Source organism: Faecalibaculum rodentium, assembly GCF_001564455.1.
Lineage (GTDB): Bacteria > Bacillota_I > Bacilli_A > Erysipelotrichales > Erysipelotrichaceae > Faecalibaculum > Faecalibaculum rodentium.
In genome coordinates this window covers 1,493,329-1,516,052 of the sequence record NZ_CP011391.1, presented here as the reverse complement: position 1 = coordinate 1,516,052, position 22,724 = coordinate 1,493,329, and the positions used below count along the sequence as shown (strand labels likewise).

Here is a 22,724-nt window from a genome sequence, read left to right as displayed (position 1 = left end):
CCATGAAACTGGAACTCATTGCGGCCGTGGGCCGGAACCTGGAACTGGGCAGGGACAACGACCTCATTTTCGACATCCCGGGAGACCTCAAATTTTTCGCCCGGACCACCAGAGGCCACACCATTGTCATGGGCCGACACACCTTCGACTCCCTCCCGCACAAACTCCCGGGCCGCCACCATGTGGTGATTTCCCGGACCATGACCAGCGACGATCCCGACATCGAGATTTTCGACAGTCTCGAGGCCTTTCTTGAAGCCTACGGCCCGAAGGACGAACTGGTCTACGGCATAGGGGGGGCGAGTCTGTATGCACAGATGCTGCCATATGCCGGTGCACTGGTGCTCACGGAAGTGGATGCCGATGCAGACGCCGATGTGTACTTTCCCGCCTTCGATGCCAATGCCTGGAAAGCCACCGAACTTGGAAGACAGGAGGAAAACGGGCTGGCCTACCGCCATGTCCGCTATGAACGCCCATGAACCAGGACAACGAATCGTTCCTGAACCTCTGCCAGTCCTTTGAAAGCCTGGTCCGGGCCCGCTATGACCTGGAGGACAAGGACTCGCCCTATTACTATCTGGCGGGGCTGGAGGACTTTGACAGCCACCGGGAAACCATTCACACAATCCGCGGCCTGCGCAACATCCTCGTCCACAACAATGTGGAGATCCAGGGACAGCCGGGTTTTGTCGTACAGCCTGTGCTCATGGAACAGCTGAAGGATGTCATTGCCCGCGTGGAGAACCCCACCCGGGCGAAAGACATCATGACGACCGGCATTTTGTGGGGCGACATGAACAGCACCGTGGGAGAGCTGCTGGATCTGATGAAGACGAAGCATGTCAAGCGGATCCCCATCCGGAAAGACGGAAAGCTGGCCGGGGTATTCAGCGAAAATGCGGTGTTCCGCCGGCTGGTCAGCGGAAAGCAACTGAAACGGCAGGAGACCATGAGTCAGTGGCTGGAAGACGTCAGGCTGGACCACCCTGATGGAGAGCGCTATGAGTTCTGTCACGAAAACGACCCGGTACACATCCTGGAAGCCCGTTTCTGCAAACCTGCAAGACAGCGTCTGGCGATCCTGTTTGTCAAGGACAATAAGGAACGGATTCAGGGCATGGTCACGGTCTACGACATTGCCCGCGACCTTCCGGATTACGGCAAAGCCGTGGATCCGGAGCGTCGCGGAGGCAGGTAGCGCGGAATGCCTGGAATGAGAGAGAGTTTCAGATCCAGGTCTGTTGTGTCAAAAAAAGCGCATTTTACAACAGAATGTGCAGAAAGAAAGGAACAAGTATGAAACGAGTGATCACAATTACCCGGGAATTCGGGTCAGGCGGCCGAACGATCGCAAAGGAACTGGCGAACCGGCTGGGCTGGGAGTATTACGATTATTCCCTCATTGCGAAGATCGCCGCACAGAGCGGCTATGCCCCGGAGTACATCGAGCGGCATGGAGAGGACATCACGTCCTGGAATATGTGGAATATGGGTTTTTTCTCCCTCTCGGACTCGCTGTTTCTCGCCCAGCGCAAGGTGATCCTGGACCTGGCGGAAAAGGGGAACTGTGTCATTGTGGGACGCTGCGCCGACTATATCCTGGAAGACAGGACGGATGTCCTCAATGTCTTCATCTACGCCGATGAAGCCTGGAAGAAGGACCGGATCAAGACGATCTACGGCGAGAACGAAAAAGACTTTGACAGGCGCTTCAAGGAAAAGAACAAGAAGCGTGCCTCGTACTATAAATACTACACAGGACACTCCTGGGGCAGAGCCTGGTACTATGACCTGTGCCTGAAAACGAGCAGCCTGGGCATTGAAGAAACCGTGAATATTCTCCAGTCTGTGATTGTTTCTTGATAAAGGGAATCTAAATATACAAATTAATTATATGTTTATTGGATTTTGCGCGAATGGTGTATAATCTATCCATATGACAACAGGAGGACCTAAAGTTGAATAATTCGAAACGCGCCAGAGAAAGACAAACCGAAATCCGGCAGATTCTGCAGGAGAGGGAAGTCGTCAGCGTCAACGAGTTCTGCGCCCATTTCGGAGCATCTATCGCGACCATCCGGAATGACCTGGCATACCTCGAAGGAAAAGGATACCTGCAGCGGGTCAAAGGCGGTGCCATGTCCTGTGAAGGAAAGGCCCGCAGCACCTCCGTTGCTGCCCGCCTGAACCTGCACAAGGATGCCAAGGCCAGGATCGCAAAAGAGCTCGTTAGCAGCGAAATCAAGCCGAATATGACCGTGATCCTGGATGCGGGCAGCACCGGCTACTACGTTGCGAAAGAACTCGCCAGGCAGAAGATCCCGTGCACCGTGATCACCACCTCTGCCAAAACCATGATGCTTCTGGCACCCGTGGAAGGCATGACGGTATTCACCGCCGGCGGCAAGTATGACGCCAGTCAGGATGCCTGGCATGGAGAAGGGGCTCTGGAAGGCATCAAAGATATGAAAGCCGACCTGTATGTGCTCAGCCCCGACGGCATCGCAGACGGTTCCTGCAACACCTCCGAAGAAACGGAAAACGAGATCAAGAAGCAGTTTGTCAAAATGGCAGACCGAATTGTGGCTGCTGCTGATGGCAGCAAGATCGGGCGTCCGGGAGACTACATCATCTGTTCTGAAGACGATGTAGATAAACTCTACACCGAGCCCGTCCGTACCGTGGTGCGTTCGATCAACGACTGATATAGGCTTTACATACACTGCCTGGCGTGGTATTATAGTCAGGCAGTTGGACATGGATCCTTAGCTCAGCTGGCAGAGCAACTGACTCTTAATCAGTGGGTCTAGGGTTCGAATCCCTAAGGATCCACCATTCAGAAACTGCAGCGCACCAGACGGTGCGCTTTTTTATTCTGTTTTTCACTCTGACACAATGCCCGTACTCGGCTGACTGTAAATCCAGACTTTCATTGTGTAAAGCGAAAACTGCTTTATACTTAGATTATGAAAGTGGTTTCAAAAGAGGGAAGAACATGAGCAGACATGGACGGGTGAACTATGCCAAATACAGGACAGCAGGCGGCAGCTACGGGACCGGCTGCGGACAGACAATCATCAATCTCTATGACGGAGATGGCGATGTGCGCCCTTCCTGTTATACCTGCAGCAACTGCGCCGAAAAGCATTGCCTGATCAATGGCATGGCCATACCGCAGCTGGGGAAAAACACAAACAAAGACTGCAGGTTTTTCAACAGGCTGTTTGACGAGGTGGATGCAGAGCCGATTCAGCAATCCGAACCTGTATCCAGGAAAACAGCCAGACCGACAGAGCTGAAAAAGCTGCTGAGCCGGTTCAGGGAGGGAAATCCTGTCTGCCACAGGACATTCGGCCATGGTAAGATCGAGCGGCTGGATCATGACCGGGCCATGATCAGATTTAAACGGAGAGGAGTAAAGATCATTAACCTCAAGTCCGCTTTGGAACACGGCCAGATCCTTGCGCTTTAGTCCGAGTATAGGAGGAAAAACGATCATACCGCAGAAAGAACAAAGACCTGGATACTTGAACACCCAGGTCTTTCATGTTTACGCGGCTCTGCTCGGTTCTCTGTCAGTACAGGCAAACATGCACCCCATCCAATCCAATGACGGGCACCGGAAGAAAGGAGTCTGACCTATGGATGGTGTGCTTCTGCTTATGCCAGGTATAACCGCATAGAATCTCGAATGCACATTGAATAAACCGGGATGCAGACTCACAGCTTCGCAGGAAGATGTGGAATGGGTTATCAGAATCCGGAAGAAAAATCAGTCGAAAGAGACGGAGCGGCAGGACTGAAAGTCGTGCAGATCCGCAGCTGTCATTGTTCCAGTGTTGCAACGAAACGACAGCAGCGTAATTTGTTCACTTCCAGATACCACTGTATATAGAATGTATCTCACTGAATTCAGGCAGACCGGGAACCGTAACGTAACCTCCGGTATCTCGAACATTCCTGCACAAAACCGCTCCTGCCAGGGAACCACAACCAATCTCTCTGACACCAGACATACACCTGTCTGGTTATTTTCGTATTTACACAATCTTCAACACATCACTATCCTATTTTTTCACGGTTTGGACTGGAGAAGAGTAAAACTCTTCTCCAGTCCAAACCGTGAAAAATGGACGAAAAAAAGCCCGTCTCGACCGAGACGGGCTGCAGTTTTTTACAATGGTGGATCCTTAGGGATTCGAACCCTAGACCCACTGATTAAGAGTCAGTTGCTCTGCCAGCTGAGCTAAGGATCCATGTCGTGACTGCTTGTTTATCTTATCACCACCGGTATCCGAAGGCAAGAGAAAAGAGGAAAAATCCACTTCAGATTCAGGAAATCGAGAACCTGGACAGACAAAGGAGCAGGGGAGCAGGAGTCTGATATGGTACCTGTCAGGACTGGCACACAGTTGCGAAACGTAAAACAATGGAACATAGCGGGGTACAGTTTATGAGATTTTCACCGGAAATAAAAGGGACAATAAATTCCAAAACAGACAGAAATCATTGACTGTTTCGAGAATCCAGAGTTGATTGAAGCGTTTACACAGCCAGCATATTTGTCAATTTTACCCAATAATTTCCTCAAGTAAAGTAAGTTTCATGACACAAAACAGGATAATAAGTACAATTTGAAAACAAACAAATGACTATACAATAAATTGCAAGCAATTGGCTCAAAAAGTTGGAATTTTTTACTGAAAGGGGTTTCTGGTTGGAAACAAATGTGGTAATTTGTAACTGCATAAAGAAAGTTGATGTCGGAACCCTTCGTTAAACTGATTTATTGCCTTTTATTTTCCTGAAGGGTGTAAACGTTTCCACGATAGATTCCAACAAGAAAGTGCTTACAGAGAAAGGGCGGTGGATATGGACAGCAAACGACTGAGAAAGAGTTCCCGGCAGGAACTTCTGGAAATGCTTCTGGATGCCACCGAAGAAAACGAACGGCTGCGCCACGAAAACGAAGAGCTGCGTAAGGAAATTGAATCCCGCCGGCTAATCTGCCAGAACACAGGGTCTCTCGCAGAGGCAGCCCTGAAGCTCTCAGGCATCTTCGAAGCCGCCAACGAAGCCCTGAAGATCTACCAGGCAAACCTGGAGCAGAGTGAACCACCGACAGATCAGAGTCCTTCAGAAGACACAGTGTCTGTCAGTGAGGCAGAGGAGCTGTCAGATGGAACGCCCGAGCAGTCATGAGGTAAGGGCAGAACTGGACCGGGTGAAGCACGGGAAGATGTACCGCAGCACCCTGAAGTCCACCATCTATGTCCTCGTGACCGTGGCGGCTTTCGCCATTCTGGTCGCCACCCTGTGGATGCCCGTTTTGGAAGTTTACGGCGGATCCATGGAACCCACCCTCCAGGAAGGCAATCTCGTTGCGGCCGTGAAGTCCGGTGACTTCAAGACCGGTGACGTCATTGCGTTCTACTACAACAACAAGATTCTCGTCAAACGCGTCATAGCCGGCCCCGGTGACTGGGTCGATATCACCAAAGACGGAACGGTGACCGTGAACGGGCAGCAGCTGGAAGAGCCATATGTGGATGAACTTGCCTATGGCGATACCAACATTGATCTGCCCTACCAGGTTCCGGACGGACGGTGGTTTGTGATGGGGGATCATCGCAGTGTGTCGGTAGATTCCCGCAACAAGTCCATTGGTCCTGTCGCTGCTGAACAGGTGGTCGGAAAACTGGTCTACACGATCTGGCCACTGTCGCAATTGGGAAGTGTCAATTAAGAAGGTGAACATATGAGAAAGGGAAAGTTATTTTCAGGCAAGGCCTGGAAACGCATTGTGCGGATCCTGTCCTGCATTGTGGTGTTCTGCACCACCTACGCCCTGATCCTTCCGGCCATTACGCAGGAAGCCCAGGCCTATTGCGGCAGCAGTGAGCATAAACACACAGAGCAGTGCTACAAGGAAATCGAGTCCTGCGGCAGGGAAGAACACCAGCACGGAATGGATTGCTACGATGCCGATGGCAACCTGACCTGCACGCTGGAAGAACACACGCATTCCGATGAATGCTACCGTGAGCTGCTGGAATGTACAGAGGAAGAGCACACCCACAGCCTGGAGTGCTTCTCCGATCCCGAAGCCGACAAGGAAACCGAAGAGGACTGGAAGAAGACCCTTCCTGATGAAGAAGCACTGAAGGACAAGTCTGATACGGAAAAAGTCCTGATGATTGCGGAAAGCCAGAAGGGCTATAAGGAATCCGAGAGAAACTACGTTGTCGAAAACGAAACAGAGAAAAAGGGCATTACCCGTTACGGTCAGTGGTCCTATGTCAAGAAAACGGACACTGATTTTAGAGAGTCGGCAGATACTGCCAATTCTACGAAAGATTTCCTCCGCTTCCTCCCTTGACAGTGGGGCCCACTATCCCCTGGACCCCTTTCTCTTGCCTTCATCCAAAGAGTCAATATCTGACAGTTCTTGGCTGAAGGCTCATCAGTCTACCAGGGGATAGCCCACTGTAAAGGGCGCTCCAGAATTCTTTCTCAGTCAGTGCTGGTCCTTTGGAACATTACTTCATATTCTGCTGGGGACATATATCCACAGTGGCTGTGTATCCGTTCAGGGTTGTACCAGTCATCTATATACTGACTCACCAGTCGGTATGCATGCCTGTAGTTCTGTATATCGAACCTGCTCAGCCATTCCCTCTTGATCAGGGAGTGGAATGATTCAATACAGGCGTTGTCATACGGAACTCCTTTTGCTGAATAACTGCGAATCATTCCTCTGGTCAGTTTTCTGTACAGATCACAGGTATAGTGGATTCCTCGGTCCGTATGAATCATTATCGGTTCCTGGGACGGCCGGCGTTTTCTGGCTTCTTCGATCGATTTCAGAATTGGACCTGTGTCCAGCGTTTTTGTAAGCTTCCAGGAAATGATCCTTCTGGAATACAGATCCATGATGCAGGCAAGGTAAACGAATCCGTCCAGCTTTGTGTGGATATAGGTGATATCTGTGCACCATACGCAGTTTGGGTGAGCCGGAGAGAAGTTTCTATCCAGAAGATTCTTCAGATTTCCACTGAAATCACTTCGTATTGTGGTTTGTGTATGAGGCTTGACCCACTGTGCTCGGATCCCCATTTGACGCATATAAACACCAACGGTCCTTTCTGTAATGGAGATCCCTCCTGAGTTCAGGATTTTAGCGATTTTTGGCGCTCCGTAGTTTTCGTGGCTGTCTTCATAAATCTGAAGGATGGCCTTTTTCACATCATGCCTGCGCTTTTCCTGGTGGCTGGGTTTCCGCTTTAAATAGTCGTAATAGCCAGATCTTGAAAGACCAAGTTTATGAAGCACCCTGGATACCGAGAATTGGATTCCAGCTTTATGATCCTCGGCAACAAGTTCGTATTCGACCTGCTTCAGTTTCCCAGAATGCTTATGGCTTTTTTTAGAATCTTCAAAGCCTCCTGTGAGTCCCTGAGTTCTCGTTGAAGCCTGACATTTTCTTTGAGAAGGTCTTTTTCTTCCTTGTCATTATTATGAGCTGTCACAGCTGAAAGACCGGATCGGTTGAAATCTGCCCTCCATCTTTCCAGGGTGCTGCGGCCTACACCAAGTGTTTCAGCACATTCTATAACGGTCATTTCTGGATGGTTAGTCAAAAATTGAACCGCATCCTGCTTGAATTCATCTGTAAATGTTTTACGTTTCTTTGCCATAGATTTTCCTCTTTCATAGTGATTGTAGTTCTATGACATAGATACCGGTATTCTTAGAATCTCTAAATGGACTGTCCGTAAATTATTCTAAGGTCACAGTGGGATGAAGATCCCTATGAAGACTGGGCCGGAGCCTATGCAAGATTTGTCCTGCACTATGCAGGTATTGAAACAGCCGATGCGAAAAAGCATGTATCCGACTGGCTGGAACAGCTACATGACAAAGGCGAGCTCAAAGCCGTGGATGAAGCCGAGGCTGGAGATGTCCTGTTCGTCTATGACGAAAAAGACCAGCTCAAGGCCGGCATTGTCAATGAAGTGATGGAAGAAACAGTCAAGGCCTGGATGGGCGACTGGGATAATCAGGTCAGGGAGAAAACCTTCAGCAAAACTGACGTGGATGTTCACTCCGTATGGAAAGCCATCCAGAAAGAAGAATCCACCGATCCGGAACAGCCGGAAGAACCGACCGATCCGGAAGTACCGACAGAAGATGAACAGAAGCCGGAAGAGGATCCGAAAGCCGATGAAGAAAAGCCGGCTGAGGAACCCAAAGATGAAGAGACTGTTGTGACCTATGACTTCACACAGGAAGTCGAGGCAGAAGACGGAGCGAAGATTAAAGTCAGCTGGAATGCAGGCACCTTTGAAACCGAAGATGTAGTCTTCCAGGCAAAGAAAGTCGAACTGACCGAAGAGGAACAGAAAAAAGTCCAGGAACAGCTGGACAAAGACAAGAGCTATACCTTCAGGAACTATGACCTGACCTTCTACGTACGGGATGAGAACATGGAGCTCCAGAAAGTGGAACCTATGCAGCCGGTGCATGTGGAGATTGAGTTTGAAGGTGATGATAAATCAAATAAAGACAAGACCAGTATCTTCCACTTCTTTGAGAACGGTGAGATCGAATCTATAGAGAAAACCAAGGATAAGCTGGAAACAACTCAGACTACTGACAGTATCAGATTCAAGGGTAACAGCTTTACAGTGTATACGTTGGCTAATGAATCTCGGACACCCAAATCCTTAAGTCAAAACGATCAAAATATAAACTGGGGCCAAGAGAATTACGTATCCGAAAATATAGATAATTGGTCCTTAAACTATGGAGAAGGTAATAATAACCACAAGTTAAGTGGAGAGGGTACTACAACAATCGATTTGCAAGGCCATTATATTAAAGGAAATAGCTCGCTGTTTGAAGTATCAGGGAATCATAAATTGCGAATTATAGATTCAAGATCCAACGGATATGAAAATGATGAAAATTTCCGTGGGGGATCCCCTGGAACAAATTTACAACAGGGAACTAACAGTAGTTTTGTTTATACGAATAGTAAGAGTTCTTACGTAACTGATGAGAACCCTAACGATCCGTCGCAAACAGTAAATCAAAACTGGCAACAATCTCGCTTAAATCGTATTGGCATTTTGCAAAGTGAAGATGGGAATGCAATCACTATATCCGGCCATGGAAGCCTTGAAATATCTAAGGCTGTCCTCTACACCAAAAAAGGAACCGGGATTGTATCCAGTTCAGCTGGAAACATTCAACTGACTGATGCTTTTATTGCCGGTGGTCATCGCGGAATTAATATATCCAATGGCTCTCTAAACGTGAATGGTGGTGCGATTACTGACCATGTTGGAGACTATAATTCCAATGGAAGTGCTTCTGGTATAAAAGAACCAGGTGCAGGAATTCTTATTCAAGGAACAACAACTGTGACTTTAGACGGTGGCGTCGAGATTTGCAGAAATATCACACAAACAGGTACAGGAAATGCTTTTGTAGGTACGAGAAACAATGGTGGCGGCGGAATAAATGTAAAGTCAGGAGCCACTCTGAACGTAAATTCCGCAAAAATTTGTGCAAACGCAGTATATAGCGCTCAAGGTAATCCATCTGGGTCCTGGGCGACTGGTGGTGGAATTAAGGCTGAATCTGGGGCCAGTGTCTATCTCCGTGAAGGTGCATTAATCCACGGTAATATGACCGACAATTCTGGTGGCGGGATTAGCTTATCTGATACCAATACCACCCTATATATGCTCGATGGTGAAATCAGCAATAATATTGCACGACTGAATGAAGGCGGAGGACTGTCATTACAAGCAAAAGACAGTAGTGGCAATTTCGATGGATATGCTACAGCAATTCTGTTTGAAGGTAAAATTGCCGGAAATATCACAAAGACTAATAATCAGTGGGGCGGAGGTGGAATATTCGTTGGCCACACTGCGAATCTGATTTTGCCGAGAGGAGCTACAGTTCAAAATAACTGGGCTTATGTCTATGGCGGCGGAATTGCTGGCTGTTCGACTGGAAAAATCGCAGTAGATGAAAAAGTAGTAGTTAATAAAAATGAATTAGGTAACGGAGAAAGATGGTCAGCAGGAGAAAAACCATATGACGGTACCTACTCAACAGCAATATCGCTTAACAAGGACCAGGCTCATGATTACTTTACATGTTTCTTTGCAAGTGTTTATGGCATGTTCGGAGATCAGGGAGCCTCTTGGACAGGAAATGTTGATGGTGGTGTAGTCACTAACGTCGAAAGTGGATGGCTGACTTCTAAGACCTGTATGGGTTTAACAGCCGGTAATCTAAAAGAAGGACCATCAAAACTGATAATTGAGGGTAACCGTTCAGATATGCATGGAGGTGGGATTCTAATTAATGGCTATATGATTGGAGGTAATGTAAAAGAGATTTTTAATTCTGAGCCTATCTCGATTAAGTCAACTAAAGCCATAACGGACAAGGATGGCGCCATTCAAGAAAGTGATAAATCTGGGTTTATTTTCCAACTCTGGAGCTCAGATGAAACAACCTTGATTTCTACAGGAACATCAGATGCACAAGGAAACATTATATTTCATGGAATAGCAATTCAACCCGATCCTAAACCAGATATTGATAGTAACTCCTCTGGTATTGCCAGTTATGTACTAAAAGAGATTAACGGTAATCGTACTGATGTTAGTTATGATACTAAAACCTATGAGATTCGAATTCCATATTCGACATCATGTAGCAAACCGATAGAGAAAGAATATGTTGATCCAATAACACAAGATAAAGTAAAGATAATAGTATTAGAATACAATACAACTATTCAACATAATTCGAATGGAAACAAAATAACAGTTTCTCAATACCCAGATGATATTGAAGTTACTCCATCCATTACACATGACTCTATCGTAGTTGATCCAATCAATGGAACTACACATATAACTGGGTGGACAATTGACTTATCTAATGTTCGAAGCCCAGCAACATTTGTAAATATTAAAACTCCAGTACGAAAAATCAGAGTTGAGAAGAACTGGGTAGGGGACTCAACAGATTATACAGATAAAAATATTAAAATCACTTTATACAGAAAATTGGATGGAGAGGATGATTCCAGTCGAGAAAAAGTCTCTGAAGTGCAATTGAATAAAGACTCGAATTGGCAGTATGAATGGGGTGCAATGCCAACTTCTGATATTAGCGGTAAAAACTATATTTACTCTGTCGAAGAGGAATCTATTCCTGGATATGTGGCTTCATACCAAACTGTTATTGATGGCCCTCAGACAGAACAAAAACAAGTATGGGTTAAGGCAAATAGCATTGAAGCTGGAAAACAGTATCTGCTTGTAGATGAATCTACTGATCAGAGTTTAAAGAACACAACTCATGAACATGATATAGATTCTAACGACACGGTTAAACTGACCAATAAAGTATCTTCGGTTGACGGTCAAAAATCAGGGTATTTACAGCAGAATAATCTAGCCGTACTTACAGCCAAAAATATATCAGGGCGAACGGGATTGATGATGACCAGGAGTAACGGTCATTATCTAGTTGGATCTTATGAATCTGATAACGGAATCCAGTTTAGCTCTAAATATGGTAATAGTAACGATTTGAATGGTTTCTTATATGACGGTAATAAAGCAACATTGTATAGCTGGGATGGTGAGGGGCCTAAAGGCGATTTCGTCACATTCAACTCAAATCCAGATGTAAACTCATTCGGGATAAGTCGGAAACATAATAATAATCCACACTATCCGGTTTTCTATCATCTCGAAAACATTGAAATCAATGTTGATAATTCGACAAAACCAATCAAATTTACGATTACCAACACTAAGATTGTTTATCAGTTACGGGTTGAAAAAGTTGATAGTGCCAACAGTAATAAAAAACTTCAAGGGGCTGTGTTCAACTTATACTCTGGTACGGATTTACAAACAAATCCCTTAAGAACAGGAATAACCGACAAAAACGGTAGTTTAATATTCAGTGATCTTCAACCAGGTGTGTACACGCTTGTCGAGACAAAAGCTCCAGAAGGCTACTTGTTGCGATTACAAAATTCAAAGCCAATAACTATTAATTTAGATACAACAAAAGTTGATGCAAATGTTCAGACCATTCGTTTCAGTTCGGTAAAAATTGAAAACGAACTGCAAAAGTATGAACTCCCCGAAACGGGAAGTGCTGGAACCAAGGTCTATACAGCAACCGGTACGATCCTCCTCCTAACCGGTACCTGTCTGTACAGATATAAACGGAGACGGAGAAGAAAGGGAGGTGAAGCTCACTAACCCTCCCCAAACCCCTCCATCAATTGAATCATTCATAACAAACAACAGATTGTTAGAAAGGAAATTTATGAAAACAAACAAACTCCTCGCCGCTGGTGCACTCGCTCTCAGTATGGCAATGACTCCTGTAGCTTCCCTTCTCAATGCAATGCCTGTATTTGCTGATGCTACTGTTACACTGCCAACTGAACCTGCAAATCACTCATATGTAGCATATAAAATATTCAAGGGTTCAGTAGTTCCAGATTCGACTGATTTGACTCAGATCGAGTGGGCAGATGAAATCCCTGAAGAAAACAGAAGCAAACTGCTTGAAAAAGCAGTGGAAATTAAAGGACTGGACGGTGCAACGAGTGCCTCGACTTTAGCAGATAAACTTGCTACAGCTAATAACAAAGACAGTGTGGCAAGACAATTCGCAAAGGTTCTTGATGATAATAAAAGCCTTTTGGGAACGCCTCAGGATCTAAGCCAAAATAATAAGCTGGCAACTGGTTACTGGCTGTTAGTAGACACTACAAATGTTAGCGGTCTGAATGATTACGCTGGCCTTAGTATTCTGCAGGTAGCTACAAAAGATATCACCATTGCTCCAAAAAACAACAAACCGGGTGTTGATAAGGAAGTACAAGATAACGATAACAAGGATACAAAAGATACTAATGGCGATTGGGGCTACACAGCCGATATGGATTTACATAAATCGTTTAAGTTCAGGCTTACAGCAAATAGCTTAACCTGGTATAACATAAAAAATTATGATGCTTACAAATTGGTATTCCACGATACATGGAGTGATGGTATCACTTACGGCGGTGACGATACAGTATCCGTTAATGCTGTAGTAACCACGAATGGAACATCCACAACTATCCCCATTAAAGATGCAATTATAAAGAGTGGTGATCAGATAACAGAGGATACAACAGATAAATTGCAGGTTACGATTGCAGATTTGAAGGCAAAAATTGAAAATGTTGATGGCCTTTCTGACAACAGTACAATAGTGGTAACTGTGGAATATTCAGCCTCCTTGAATGAAAATGCAATTATCTCAAATACTGAATTTACAAACAAAAACGAAGTATACTTGGAATATTCGAATAACCCAAGCACAAGTGGAACTGGTAAAACAGAGCACCATGACGTATTTGTTGGATCCTATGAAATTCAAGTAACGAAGGAAGATAAAGATCATGAAAAACTTGAAGGTGCTCAGTTCGTTCTGAAAAATAGTGACCAGCAATTCGCAGAATTTAATGTAACTACAACTGGTGAAGGTGAGAATGTTAAAACGATTTATAAATTCGCTGGTTGGGTACAGAGTCAGACCGAAAAAACTAAACTCGTAACGGATAAGAACGGTTTACTGTTTGTGGATGGAGTTGATGAAGGTGTGTATACACTGAAAGAAACCGTTGCTCCTAGTGGTTATACAATTCCCGGAAATGGCGAAACAACAATTACTATTAATGCTGATAGACATGAAAAAGTTACAGTAGAAAGCCAGAACAAAGGCGTTGTTACTTTAGATGAAAACAGCAACCCGGCTGTTACAGTAGAAAACTCCAAAATTTCTAACTTGCCCGAAACCGGTGGTATGGGTACAACCGTGATTTACGGCGTAGGTGCTGTCATGGTAGCCGGTGCTGCAGTCTTCTACGTAACGAACAAGCGTACTCGCAAAGACTAATCTCTTCTTCTAAATCTCGTTTTCAGGCTGAAGGAGGTTTCTCCTTCGGCCTGGAAAGCCAGGAATACATTCCTGGCTTTCCAGGCTTTGCTGAAAGGGATGATGACTTGAAGTTTATAAGAAAACACTTATCTACGATTGTCATTGTCATCGTATTTGTGGTGGGTCTTGGATTGCTGGCCTATCCGACAGTGGCAAACTGGTGGAATACTCAGCTAGGAAGTCGAGTAATAAATGATTACTCAAATGTAGTAGAAAACCTTGCTCCTCATAAATATGATGAGTTAATTTCAAATGCAAAGCTATATAACGATTCTCTGATAAAAAGCAATGACAGATTCAATCCCACTGATTCTGAACACGCAGAATATGAAAAACAGCTGTCCGTTGGTGGTTCGGACATCATGGGATCTATCACTGTTCCTTCTGTGGATATCTCGCTTCCCATCTATCATGGTACTTCCGAGGAAGTCCTGGCTGTGGGTGCTGGTCATCTGGAAGGGTCTTCTCTTCCGGTAGGTGGCCTTGGAACCCATACCGTCATTACCGGTCACCGTGGACTTCCATCAGCTCTGCTGTTCACGGACCTGGACAAGGTTGTGGAAGATGACTATGTGATCCTGAAGGTGCTGAATGAAACTCTGACGTATCAGGTGGATACAATCCGTATTGTCGAGCCGAAGGAAATTGAAGGACTTGCCATCGATCCGGAAAAGGATCTGCTGACACTTGTAACTTGTACCCCCTATGGAATCAATACTCACCGGATTCTGATTACGGGACACCGTGTGGAAAACCTGAAGGAGTGGGAAGCCGCTTCGGATGCCGGCCAGATCGATACGAAGGTCGTGGCAATGTGTGTTGCCATTCCAATACTGATATTCTTGTTCCTCTGTCTTATGTTAAAAACTAGGAAGCCTAAATCGAAAGGAGAACCTGATGAAAGTGATTCGTAAACTGGCAGCCTGCCTGGCAGCATTGCTGTTGTGTATGGGACTGCCTGTCCAGGCCGAACAGCTGGACTATATAGATCTGGATCATCCCGCTTCTCTGAGGTTTGAGGTCCACACGCCAAAAGGCGAGCCTGTCCCTGGCGGTACGATCACTATATATAAGGTCGCAAATATCGTACAGACGGCGTCCGGCTACGAGTTTGAAGCGGTACCCGAGTTCGCAGGGATTGTCACGAATGAGCGGCTGAATGAACAGCTTGCCAATCATGATCTGGATGTCAATCACGAACTGTCCCGGGAACTGATGGAGTATGCACAGAAACAGAAGTATGCTGGTGAATCCGAACAGGTTCCCGAAACCGGGATCGCGGATTTCTCCACAGCTGATCATGACATTTCTCTGGGTCTGTGGCTGGTGACCCAGCCGGAGGCAGCTCCGGGGTATGAAGCCATGCCTCCTTTCCTAATCTCGCTGCCAAGAGCCATATATGAAAATGGCAGCGAGATCCCTGTGTATGAATACGACGTGTTTGCCACGCCGAAGTCGGACCCGAAGAAACTGCCGGTCACTCCTCCCAAGGATAAGACACCGCAGAAACCGGGAAAGACGCCCACTTCCACAGAAACAGGCTGGATGCAGTATGCAGGACTGCTCCTGCTGTCACTTGTGTTCATCGTTCTTCTCCTTTTCAACCTGCGCAAGGAAAGCCGGTAACGCGCAAAGCCCCGCTCAGCTGAACGGGGCTTTCGTCATCATCACCCACAAACAGGACCGGCAATGCCGGCCCTGCTCATGTATGGTCTAGAAGGAGATGGCTAAAGCTTACCATACGAAATGAAAGTGTTCTACTCAAACGCTTACATTCATGCCTGGATGTTACTGTTTACAGCCCTAAACTCCATCCCCTTGTCCCAGATCAGGGCAGAGTCTGCGATTTCCGCATCCTGGAGCCCTTTGGCGGAAAACACATTCACCACCATTTCCGGGTATTCACCCACCGTATCCTCTATGAGGTAACAGCCCAGGACACAGATCAGGCGGCCATCCCGCACAAGACAGAAACAGTTTTCGAGGGTGGGAAACCGCTCCAGCAGGGCACCATTCTCGTATTTGTCTATGGAGACAAGGTCATGGACGTCGAAGAGGTCGAGTTCACGAAAGATGATAATTTTGGAAAGCTGTTCCACATCCCGGGCATTCATCGGGTCATAAATTGAATTTCGCCTGTTTTTGTTGTTCTTCATGACTTTAGTATAGAGTTCATTGGATGAGATTTCCACTCACAAAGCCCGGAATTTTACTGGCCCATTTCTCCGTTGCAAGTATAATGAAAATATTATGAAAGTGTTTGAAACTGCCTGCGCCTATGCAGGCATCGATTCAAAGGATACGGAGTCCCGGACTCTCATGGCTTCCATCCTTTCCGAGGTGGCAAAGAAGTACCCGCCGCGCTTTGTATGGAAACAGGTCCCCCTGGACTGGGACGGAAACAGTCCTCTTCTTTTTGGGGAACCACTTCCCAGCGATATGGCTGCCTCCTATATAAAGGGAGCTTCTTCGGTGGTCCTCATGGCCATCACCCTGGGACCGGCCTTTGACCGGGATGTCCGCCGTCTGGCTGTGACAGACATGACCCGCTCCCTGTTTCTCAATGCGGCTGGGGCAGCCTTTGTGGATGCCAGACTGGACGAAGTCCAGGCCACCATCGGCCGGGAACTGGGATGTTACCTCTCTGACCGCTTTTCCCCGGGCTACGGCGACCTGCCCCTGTCATACCAGACTGTGCTCTTCCGGGAACTGAACCTGACCGCCAGACTCGGTCTGCACCTCATGGACACACTGCTCATGGTGCCCGAAAAATCCATCACGGCCCTCGCCGGGGTCTTTGACTCTCCGCAGCCCCAGACCATCCGCGGCTGTGGCGTCTGCGACCTCTATCCCTGCGCCCTCGCAAAGAAAGGACAAACCTGTGTCAAATAAACCCGATCTCTTCCACCAGAAGGACAAACCCTTTGTGATCCTCGACGGTTCCATGGGCACCATGCTGCAGAAACGGGGCATGAAACCCGGGACCATTCCCGAACTGTTGAACATCACCGACCCGGACCTGGTTCAGTCGGTGCACCGCGACTACGCCAGGGCAGGGAGCGACATTGTCTATGCCAACACCTTCGGAGCCAATCCCGACAAACTTGCCGGTACCGGCTATTCCCTGGAAGACGTCATTCAGGCGGCGATCCGCAATGTGCGCATAGCCGCCCCGGACTGCCTCTGTGCCCTGGACATTGGCCCTTTGGGACAGCTTCTCGAACCCCTGGGAACTCTGTCCTTTGAAGAGGCATATGAGAGATTTGCGGCGGTGGTAAAAGCGGGAAAGAACGCAGACCTGATCGTGATCGAAACCATGGCCGATCTCTATGAAACGAAAGCCGCCCTGCTTGCGGCGAAGGAACACTCCGATCTGCCCGTTCTGGTCTCCATGACCTTCCAGGAAGACGGGCGCACCTTTACAGGCACCACACCGGAGATCTTCGCGCGAACCATGACTGGACTTGGGGCAGACTGCCTGGGCATCAACTGCTCCGCGGGACCGGATACCCTGGTCCCGTTGCTGAAAGAAGTCCTGGCCAATACCCATCTGCCCGTAGCCGCCAAACCCAATGCGGGACTGCCAGATCCGCGGGACGGCTCTTATTCGCTCGCGGATGCAGATTTTGTGAAAGGCATCCTTCCGGCACTGGAAGCCGGCGTGACAGTCGTCGGCGGCTGCTGCGGCACGACCCCCGATACGATCCGGGCCCTGTCTGCCGTCATCGGCCAGGGGATCGATGTGTCCCGCATTCCGTATGAGGAAAAGAGCTTTGTCTGCTCGGCCCTGCAGGGTGTAACGGTGGACGGCGTGCGACCCATTGGTGAGCGCCTCAATCCCACGGGCAAAAAACGCTTCCAGCAGGCACTCAAAGACCGGGATTTCGGCTATCTTGTGTCCCAGGCACTGGAACAGGTGGAGGCCGGGGCTGCCATTCTCGACCTCAATGTCGGGGCACCCGGGATCGACGAAGTGACACTCCTGCCGGAGGCCGTCAAACGCATCCAGAGTGTGGTGGATGTCCCCCTGCAGCTGGACTCCAGCAACCCCCGGGCGCTGGAGGCGGCCCTGCGTGTCTACAACGGAAAGCCGTCGGTCAACTCTGTTTCAGCAGAAGCGGAAAAACTGGCGGCAGTACTGCCGCTGGTCAAACGCTATGGCGCGGCAGTGGTGGGACTGGCGCTGGACGAAGAGGGGATCCCCCAGTCGGCACAAAAGCGGCTGGAGAATGCACAGAAGATCCTCGATGCCTGTCGTGACATGGGCATCAGCGAAAAAGACGTGTGGATCGACTGCCTGTCCCTGACCGTGTCCGCCCAGCAGGAACAGGCCATGGAGACCCTCAACGCCATCCGGGTCCTGGGTGAACGGGGGATCCAGACCACGCTGGGTGTGTCCAACATTTCCTTCGGACTCCCCGACAGGCCGCTTTTGACCAGTACCTTCCTGACCATGGCCATGACGGCGGGACTGCGGCTGCCGATCGTGAATGTGAATTCGGCACCGATCCGCAACGCCCTGGATGCCTTCCTGGTCCTGAGCGGGCAGGACGAAAACGCCGAACACTTCATCGCGGCAAGTCCCCATGAAACGGGGCAGGCTGTATCCAAAGAAAAAACACCGGAAGCGGCGGATCTGACGGATGGCAGCCCGCTCTCGCAGGCAATCCGGAAAGGGCTGAAGGAAACAGCGGCCGAACTGGCCAGAGACTATCTGCAGACACATGATTCGCTGGAACTGACGGAACGGGAACTCATTCCGGCGCTGGACAAAGTGGGGAAGGACTATGAGGCGCAGCGCATCTTCCTGCCCCAGCTGCTCCAGGCGGCCGGGGCTGCCCAGGCGGTATTCGCCAAAATCAAGGCAAAAAATGCCGGACTGGGACAGGAAGCCGGTTCCGGTCACAAGATCGTCATGGCCACGGTGAAGGGGGACATCCACGATATCGGGAAAAACATCGCTTCGACAATCCTCGAAACCTATGGCTATCAGGTGCTGGACCTGGGAAGGGATGTGGATCCGCAGGTCATTGTGGACACGGTCCTGGAACAGGACATCCGCCTGGTCGGACTCTCCGCATTGATGACCACCACGCTGCCGGCCATGGAAGAAACGGTGAAGCGGCTCAAAGCCCTGGACAATCCCCCGAAGATCATGGTGGGCGGGGCAGTGGTGACGCCCGAATACGCCCGGAGCATTGGCGCGGAGTATTATTGCGAAGACGCCATGGCGGACTGCGCAGCGGCGAGGGAAGTGTTCGCCGGTGATCAGGACAAAGGGTGAATCCAGCCACATCCTGACATCATTCGCAGACAGAGAAGAACCGGAAGGCGTTCGACCATCCGCACCCTGCAGCTGACCATACCTGCCTTGAGCAGGGCTGGTCAGCCGGAGGGGATGCCAGCATCGGCAGGAGGGAAACGGGAAAGGAATCGATCATGGATATATATAAGGAACAAATGGCACAAGAACTGCCGCGGCTGTTTGACGGGGCAATGGGTACGCTGTATGCACAGTCAACAGGGATGTCGAGTGATCTGGTGGAGGCGGCGAATGCCACGAACCCGGAGGCGATCCGCTCGATTCATGGCAGATACCTGGAGGCGGGCGCACAGTGCCTGTTGACAAATACCTTTGCCCTGCCGCTGGTGGAGTCTGAAATGACCCTGCCCCTGGTATCGGCGGCGGTGAACAATGCGCGGGTGGCCATGGCAGAAGCAGGATGCACGGTGCCGCTCTATGCGAGTCTGGGTCCGGCGGATCCGGGGCATCCGGAACGGATGCTGTCACTGGTGGATGCCTTTGCGGCGTGCGGTGTAAACCGGTTCCTGTTCGAGACACAGGCCGAGTTGGCTCCGCTTCGTCCGGCGATTGACCGGATCCGCGAGACGGTTCCTGGGGCGCAGATCGTTGTCAGCTTCGCGGTGGAAGCAGATGGGCTCACCCGGGCGGGTCTGGAAGTGCAGCCCCTGTTTGAGGAAGCCACGCCGCTGGTGGATGGCCTGGGCCTCAACTGTCTGCAGGGACCGGCCGGGATGGTGAAACTCGTGGAGTCTTTGCATTGGGACAGGCCTCTGGTGGTGCGGCCCAATGCAGGGAGCCCGTCGGTGACCGGCCACCGGATGACCTTCACGGCTCAGCCGGACTACTTTGCTCAGGTCCTTGCCCCGCTTTATGCCAGGGGCATTTCTGTGGGTGGCTGCTGTGGCACCACACCGGAGCACATTCAGGCCCTGTCGCGGTCTCTGGACCAGGCGGACTGGCAGCAGGATGATCTGCCGGAACCGGAGAAGGATGCCGGCTTTGTGAAGCGCTGTCCGGACAACGCCCTCATGGCGCTGTTTGAAAGAGAGAGCAAACCGATATTTGTGGAAGCCGATCCCCCTGCCACGGATGATGTCCTGCCGTGGCTGGCGGCTGTCAAGCGCCTGAAAAACGCCGGAGCGGATGTGATCACGGTATCGGACAACCCCGTCGGAAGACCCAGGGCGGATTCGTGCATGCTGTCGGCCCTGGCCGCAAGTCAGGAAGACATGCTCATGCTGCCGCACATTGCGTGCCGCGACAAGAACCGCAACGCGATCCGCAGCCTGGTGACAGGACTGTCGGCCTTCGGGGTCCATCAGTGTCTGGTGGTGACGGGGGATCCGGTGTGCGAGGAAGACCGCAGCGAGGTACGCCAGGTGTACAATTTCAACTCCCGGCGCCTGGCTGCATACATTCAGGTCCTGAACGAAACCGTCCTGCAGACGCCGATGTGCGTGATGGGGGCACTGAATGTGAATGCCCGGAATTTCGACATCCAGCTGCGGCTGGCGAAGGAGAAAATCGCCAATGGGGTGCAGGTGCTGCTGACACAGCCGGTGCTGTCTGAACGGGGACTGGAAAACCTGAAGCGGGCGCATGAGGAACTGGACTGCCGGATCCTGGCAGGGATATTCCCGGTGGTGAGCGAACGCAACGCTCTGTACCTGCAAAACGAAGTGTCGGGCATCGAGCTGGATGAGCGGATCCCCGGGCTGTATGCGGGCCTGAATCGTGAAGAATCCGAGGACCTGGCGCTCAGGCTGAGTCTGGATGTGATGCGGGCAGTGGATGCGTATTGTGACGGCTGGTACATCATGATGCCCTTTCGGCGTACACAGCTGGTGGCCCGGATCATGGGGGCTGCCACTGACACAGACATGGGATGACCATGGCCGTGCCAGACGCGCCCCGGACAGTCCCAGGTGTATGGTTTCATGAAGGATGGCCTGGGGCAGCGGCTGCGTTGGCAATTCATCAGCCAAAGTTTTTGCACAAACCGGTGTTTTCAGGTTTACAGATGTGGTGGGTTTCTGGTATTCTTGACAGGTAAAGAAATGGAAAGACAGAAGCACCCCTTCTCACCTGATGCGTTAGGCGCATGGGTCAATGCCAGATCAATGTGATTTTGCAGTTAACAGGGTGCCTTCGTGTGCCCGTTTTTTTTAACGAAAGGCAGGTATCGGATATCAATAACAGAAGAGTTGCCCCGAACAATGTCAACACTGACATGTTCAATGAAAAGATTCCCTTCAGAGAAGTACTCGTAATCGACGCAGATGGAAATCAGCTGGGGGTCATGCCCCGCAGGGAGGCGCTGGAAATCGCCTACCGCCAGAACCTGGATCTGCTGTGCGTTGCCCCGAAGGCGCGTCCGGCGGTCTGCAAGGTCCTCGATTACGGACGCTATCACTTCGAACAGCAGAAAAAAGCCAAAGAGTCAAAACGCAAGCAGCACACTGTCGAACTGAAAGCTCTCCGTCTGTCTCCGGTCGTGGACACCCATGACTTTGAAACCAAGGTGAAGCAGGCGAAAAAATGGCTGGGATCGGGCATGAAGGTCAAGGTTGATATGCGGTTCCGTGGCCGGATGATGACACGTCAGGAGGTTGGACGGCAGATCATGAACCAGTTCCTGGATGAACTGGCGAAGGATGAAGAGATCGGGTATCTGATCGAGAAGCGTCCGTCCATGGAGGGGAACACCATGTCCCTGATCCTGGCGCCCAAGAAGAAAAAAACAACGGATAAGCAAGGAGGAACTGACAATGCCTAAGATGAAGAGCCACCGCGGACTGAACAAGCGGGTCAAAAAGACCGGGTCCGGCAAACTGAAGCGTCACCACGCATACACATCCCACCGTTTCCACGGCAAGACCAAGAAACAGCGCCGTCACCTGGCCAAGAGCGGTCTGGTAAACCCGACGGATTACAAGCGCATCAAGTCGCTGCTGGTGAAATAAGCAAGGGAGGAACTATAAATGGCACGAGTAAAAGGCGGAACTGTATCCCGCAGAAGAAGAAAAAGAGTCCTGAAGCTGGCCAAAGGCTACTTCGGCTCTAAGCACACACTGTACAAAACTGCCAATGAGCAGGTCATGCATTCTTTCAAGTATGCATACAATGACCGTCGCAAGCTCAAGGGCAACATGCGCAAAATCTGGATCGCGCGTATCAACGCTGCAGCCCGCATGAACGACATGAGCTACAACAAGCTGATGCACGGTCTGAAGCTGGCTGACATCCAGATCAACCGCAAGATGCTGTCCGAAATGGCCATCCACGACGCAGAAGGCTTCACGAAGGTCTGCGACGAGGCAAAGGCTGCTCTGGAAAAGGCGTAAGCAGAACACCGCACCCGGCAACGGGT

At 49.8% G+C, this 22,724-nt stretch carries 21 protein-coding genes and 2 tRNA genes; 19 read left to right on the top strand and 4 right to left on the bottom strand.

The window, feature by feature from the left end:
* Nucleotides 1–2: 2 nt before the first annotated feature.
* The 6 genes from aalo17_RS07545 (at nt 3) to aalo17_RS07520 (ending at nt 3,475) form a co-directional block, all read left to right on the top strand.
* Complete coding sequence (locus aalo17_RS07545) at nt 3–482, top strand: dihydrofolate reductase (RefSeq protein WP_067557702.1); 480 nt, start codon at nt 3–5, stop codon at nt 480–482.
* Complete coding sequence (locus aalo17_RS07540; RefSeq protein ID WP_067557699.1) at nt 479–1,201, top strand: CBS domain-containing protein; 723 nt, start codon at nt 479–481, stop codon at nt 1,199–1,201. The genes aalo17_RS07545 and aalo17_RS07540 overlap by 4 nt, the downstream gene beginning before the upstream one ends.
* A 98-nt stretch (nt 1,202–1,299) precedes the next feature.
* Complete coding sequence (locus aalo17_RS07535; RefSeq protein ID WP_067557696.1) at nt 1,300–1,866, top strand: cytidylate kinase-like family protein; 567 nt, start codon at nt 1,300–1,302, stop codon at nt 1,864–1,866.
* Between the two features lie 95 nt (nt 1,867–1,961).
* On the top strand, nt 1,962–2,708 hold the full coding sequence (locus aalo17_RS07530) for a DeoR/GlpR family DNA-binding transcription regulator (RefSeq protein WP_067557693.1): 747 nt from the start codon (nt 1,962–1,964) through the stop codon (nt 2,706–2,708).
* Nucleotides 2,709–2,762: 54 nt separating this feature from the next.
* Nucleotides 2,763–2,838 (top strand) — tRNA-Lys (locus aalo17_RS07525).
* Nucleotides 2,839–2,998: 160 nt separating this feature from the next.
* A complete protein-coding gene (locus aalo17_RS07520; protein WP_067557690.1) occupies nt 2,999–3,475 on the top strand; it encodes a hypothetical protein in 477 nt (158 codons plus the stop codon).
* Between the two features lie 708 nt (nt 3,476–4,183).
* Here the strand turns inward: aalo17_RS07520 and aalo17_RS07515 are convergent.
* Nucleotides 4,184–4,259: transfer RNA gene (locus aalo17_RS07515), tRNA-Lys, on the bottom strand.
* A gap of 616 nt (nt 4,260–4,875) precedes the next feature.
* Here aalo17_RS07515 and aalo17_RS07510 point away from each other — a divergent pair.
* Genes aalo17_RS07510 through aalo17_RS07500 form a run of 3 tightly spaced genes read left to right on the top strand, consistent with a single transcriptional unit; the run spans nt 4,876 to nt 6,382 of the window.
* Nucleotides 4,876–5,205, top strand: a complete 330-nt coding sequence (locus tag aalo17_RS07510; RefSeq protein ID WP_067557687.1) for a hypothetical protein — start codon at nt 4,876–4,878, stop codon at nt 5,203–5,205.
* Nucleotides 5,183–5,749 carry a signal peptidase I gene (lepB, locus tag aalo17_RS07505; RefSeq protein WP_067557684.1) on the top strand — a complete coding sequence of 189 codons (567 nt, stop codon included), beginning with the start codon at nt 5,183–5,185 and terminating at the stop codon, nt 5,747–5,749. The genes aalo17_RS07510 and lepB overlap by 23 nt, the downstream gene beginning before the upstream one ends.
* 12 nt (nt 5,750–5,761) lie before the next feature.
* A complete protein-coding gene (locus tag aalo17_RS07500) occupies nt 5,762–6,382 on the top strand; it encodes a hypothetical protein (RefSeq protein WP_067557681.1) in 621 nt (206 codons plus the stop codon).
* A gap of 134 nt (nt 6,383–6,516) precedes the next feature.
* On the opposite strand, the gene aalo17_RS07495 is transcribed toward aalo17_RS07500, so the two are convergent.
* Together aalo17_RS07495 and aalo17_RS07490 are read right to left on the bottom strand one after the other, a co-directional pair.
* Entirely contained in the window at nt 6,517–7,404 is an 888-nt protein-coding gene (locus aalo17_RS07495; RefSeq protein ID WP_067554248.1) for an IS3 family transposase, read from the bottom strand.
* Nucleotides 7,401–7,700, bottom strand: coding sequence for a transposase (locus aalo17_RS07490; RefSeq protein WP_067554245.1), 300 nt, complete (start codon nt 7,698–7,700; stop codon nt 7,401–7,403). The genes aalo17_RS07495 and aalo17_RS07490 overlap by 4 nt, the downstream gene beginning before the upstream one ends.
* 240 nt (nt 7,701–7,940) lie before the next feature.
* On the opposite strand from aalo17_RS07490, the gene aalo17_RS07485 reads away from it, so the two are divergent.
* The 4 genes from aalo17_RS07485 (at nt 7,941) to aalo17_RS07470 (ending at nt 15,675) form a co-directional block, all read left to right on the top strand.
* On the top strand, nt 7,941–12,314 hold the full coding sequence (locus aalo17_RS07485) for a SpaA isopeptide-forming pilin-related protein (RefSeq protein ID WP_067557678.1): 4,374 nt from the start codon (nt 7,941–7,943) through the stop codon (nt 12,312–12,314).
* A 67-nt stretch (nt 12,315–12,381) separates the two neighbouring features.
* Entirely contained in the window at nt 12,382–14,007 is a 1,626-nt protein-coding gene (locus aalo17_RS07480; protein ID WP_067557677.1) for a SpaA isopeptide-forming pilin-related protein, read from the top strand.
* A gap of 107 nt (nt 14,008–14,114) precedes the next feature.
* On the top strand, nt 14,115–14,963 hold the full coding sequence (locus aalo17_RS07475) for a class C sortase (protein WP_203225808.1): 849 nt from the start codon (nt 14,115–14,117) through the stop codon (nt 14,961–14,963).
* Complete coding sequence (locus tag aalo17_RS07470) at nt 14,947–15,675, top strand: isopeptide-forming domain-containing protein (protein WP_067557674.1); 729 nt, start codon at nt 14,947–14,949, stop codon at nt 15,673–15,675. The genes aalo17_RS07475 and aalo17_RS07470 overlap by 17 nt, the downstream gene beginning before the upstream one ends.
* Nucleotides 15,676–15,824: 149 nt before the next feature.
* Here aalo17_RS07470 and aalo17_RS07465 read toward each other — a convergent pair whose 3' ends face one another.
* A complete protein-coding gene (locus aalo17_RS07465) occupies nt 15,825–16,205 on the bottom strand; it encodes a hypothetical protein (RefSeq protein ID WP_067557672.1) in 381 nt (126 codons plus the stop codon).
* 94 nt (nt 16,206–16,299) lie between these two features.
* Here aalo17_RS07465 and aalo17_RS07460 point away from each other — a divergent pair, with 94 nt between their 5' ends.
* The 6 genes from aalo17_RS07460 to rplT all read left to right on the top strand — a co-directional run bounded on the left by aalo17_RS07460 (nt 16,300) and on the right by rplT (nt 22,698).
* A complete protein-coding gene (locus aalo17_RS07460; protein WP_067557669.1) occupies nt 16,300–16,941 on the top strand; it encodes a hypothetical protein in 642 nt (213 codons plus the stop codon).
* Entirely contained in the window at nt 16,931–19,333 is a 2,403-nt protein-coding gene (locus tag aalo17_RS07455) for a homocysteine S-methyltransferase family protein (RefSeq protein ID WP_082743313.1), read from the top strand. Before aalo17_RS07460 ends, aalo17_RS07455 begins: the two co-directional genes overlap by 11 nt.
* A gap of 176 nt (nt 19,334–19,509) precedes the next feature.
* A complete protein-coding gene (locus aalo17_RS07450) occupies nt 19,510–21,243 on the top strand; it encodes a homocysteine S-methyltransferase family protein (RefSeq protein WP_158507759.1) in 1,734 nt (577 codons plus the stop codon).
* A gap of 341 nt (nt 21,244–21,584) precedes the next feature.
* The gene (gene infC, locus aalo17_RS07445; protein ID WP_067557663.1) at nt 21,585–22,130 is read left to right on the top strand and encodes a translation initiation factor IF-3; all 546 of its coding nucleotides are present in this window, start codon (nt 21,585–21,587) and stop codon (nt 22,128–22,130) included.
* A complete protein-coding gene (rpmI, locus tag aalo17_RS07440) occupies nt 22,123–22,317 on the top strand; it encodes a 50S ribosomal protein L35 (protein ID WP_067557660.1) in 195 nt (64 codons plus the stop codon). The genes infC and rpmI overlap by 8 nt, the downstream gene beginning before the upstream one ends.
* Before the next feature lie 18 nt (nt 22,318–22,335).
* A complete protein-coding gene (gene rplT, locus aalo17_RS07435; protein ID WP_067557657.1) occupies nt 22,336–22,698 on the top strand; it encodes a 50S ribosomal protein L20 in 363 nt (120 codons plus the stop codon).
* Nucleotides 22,699–22,724 lie beyond the last annotated feature (26 nt).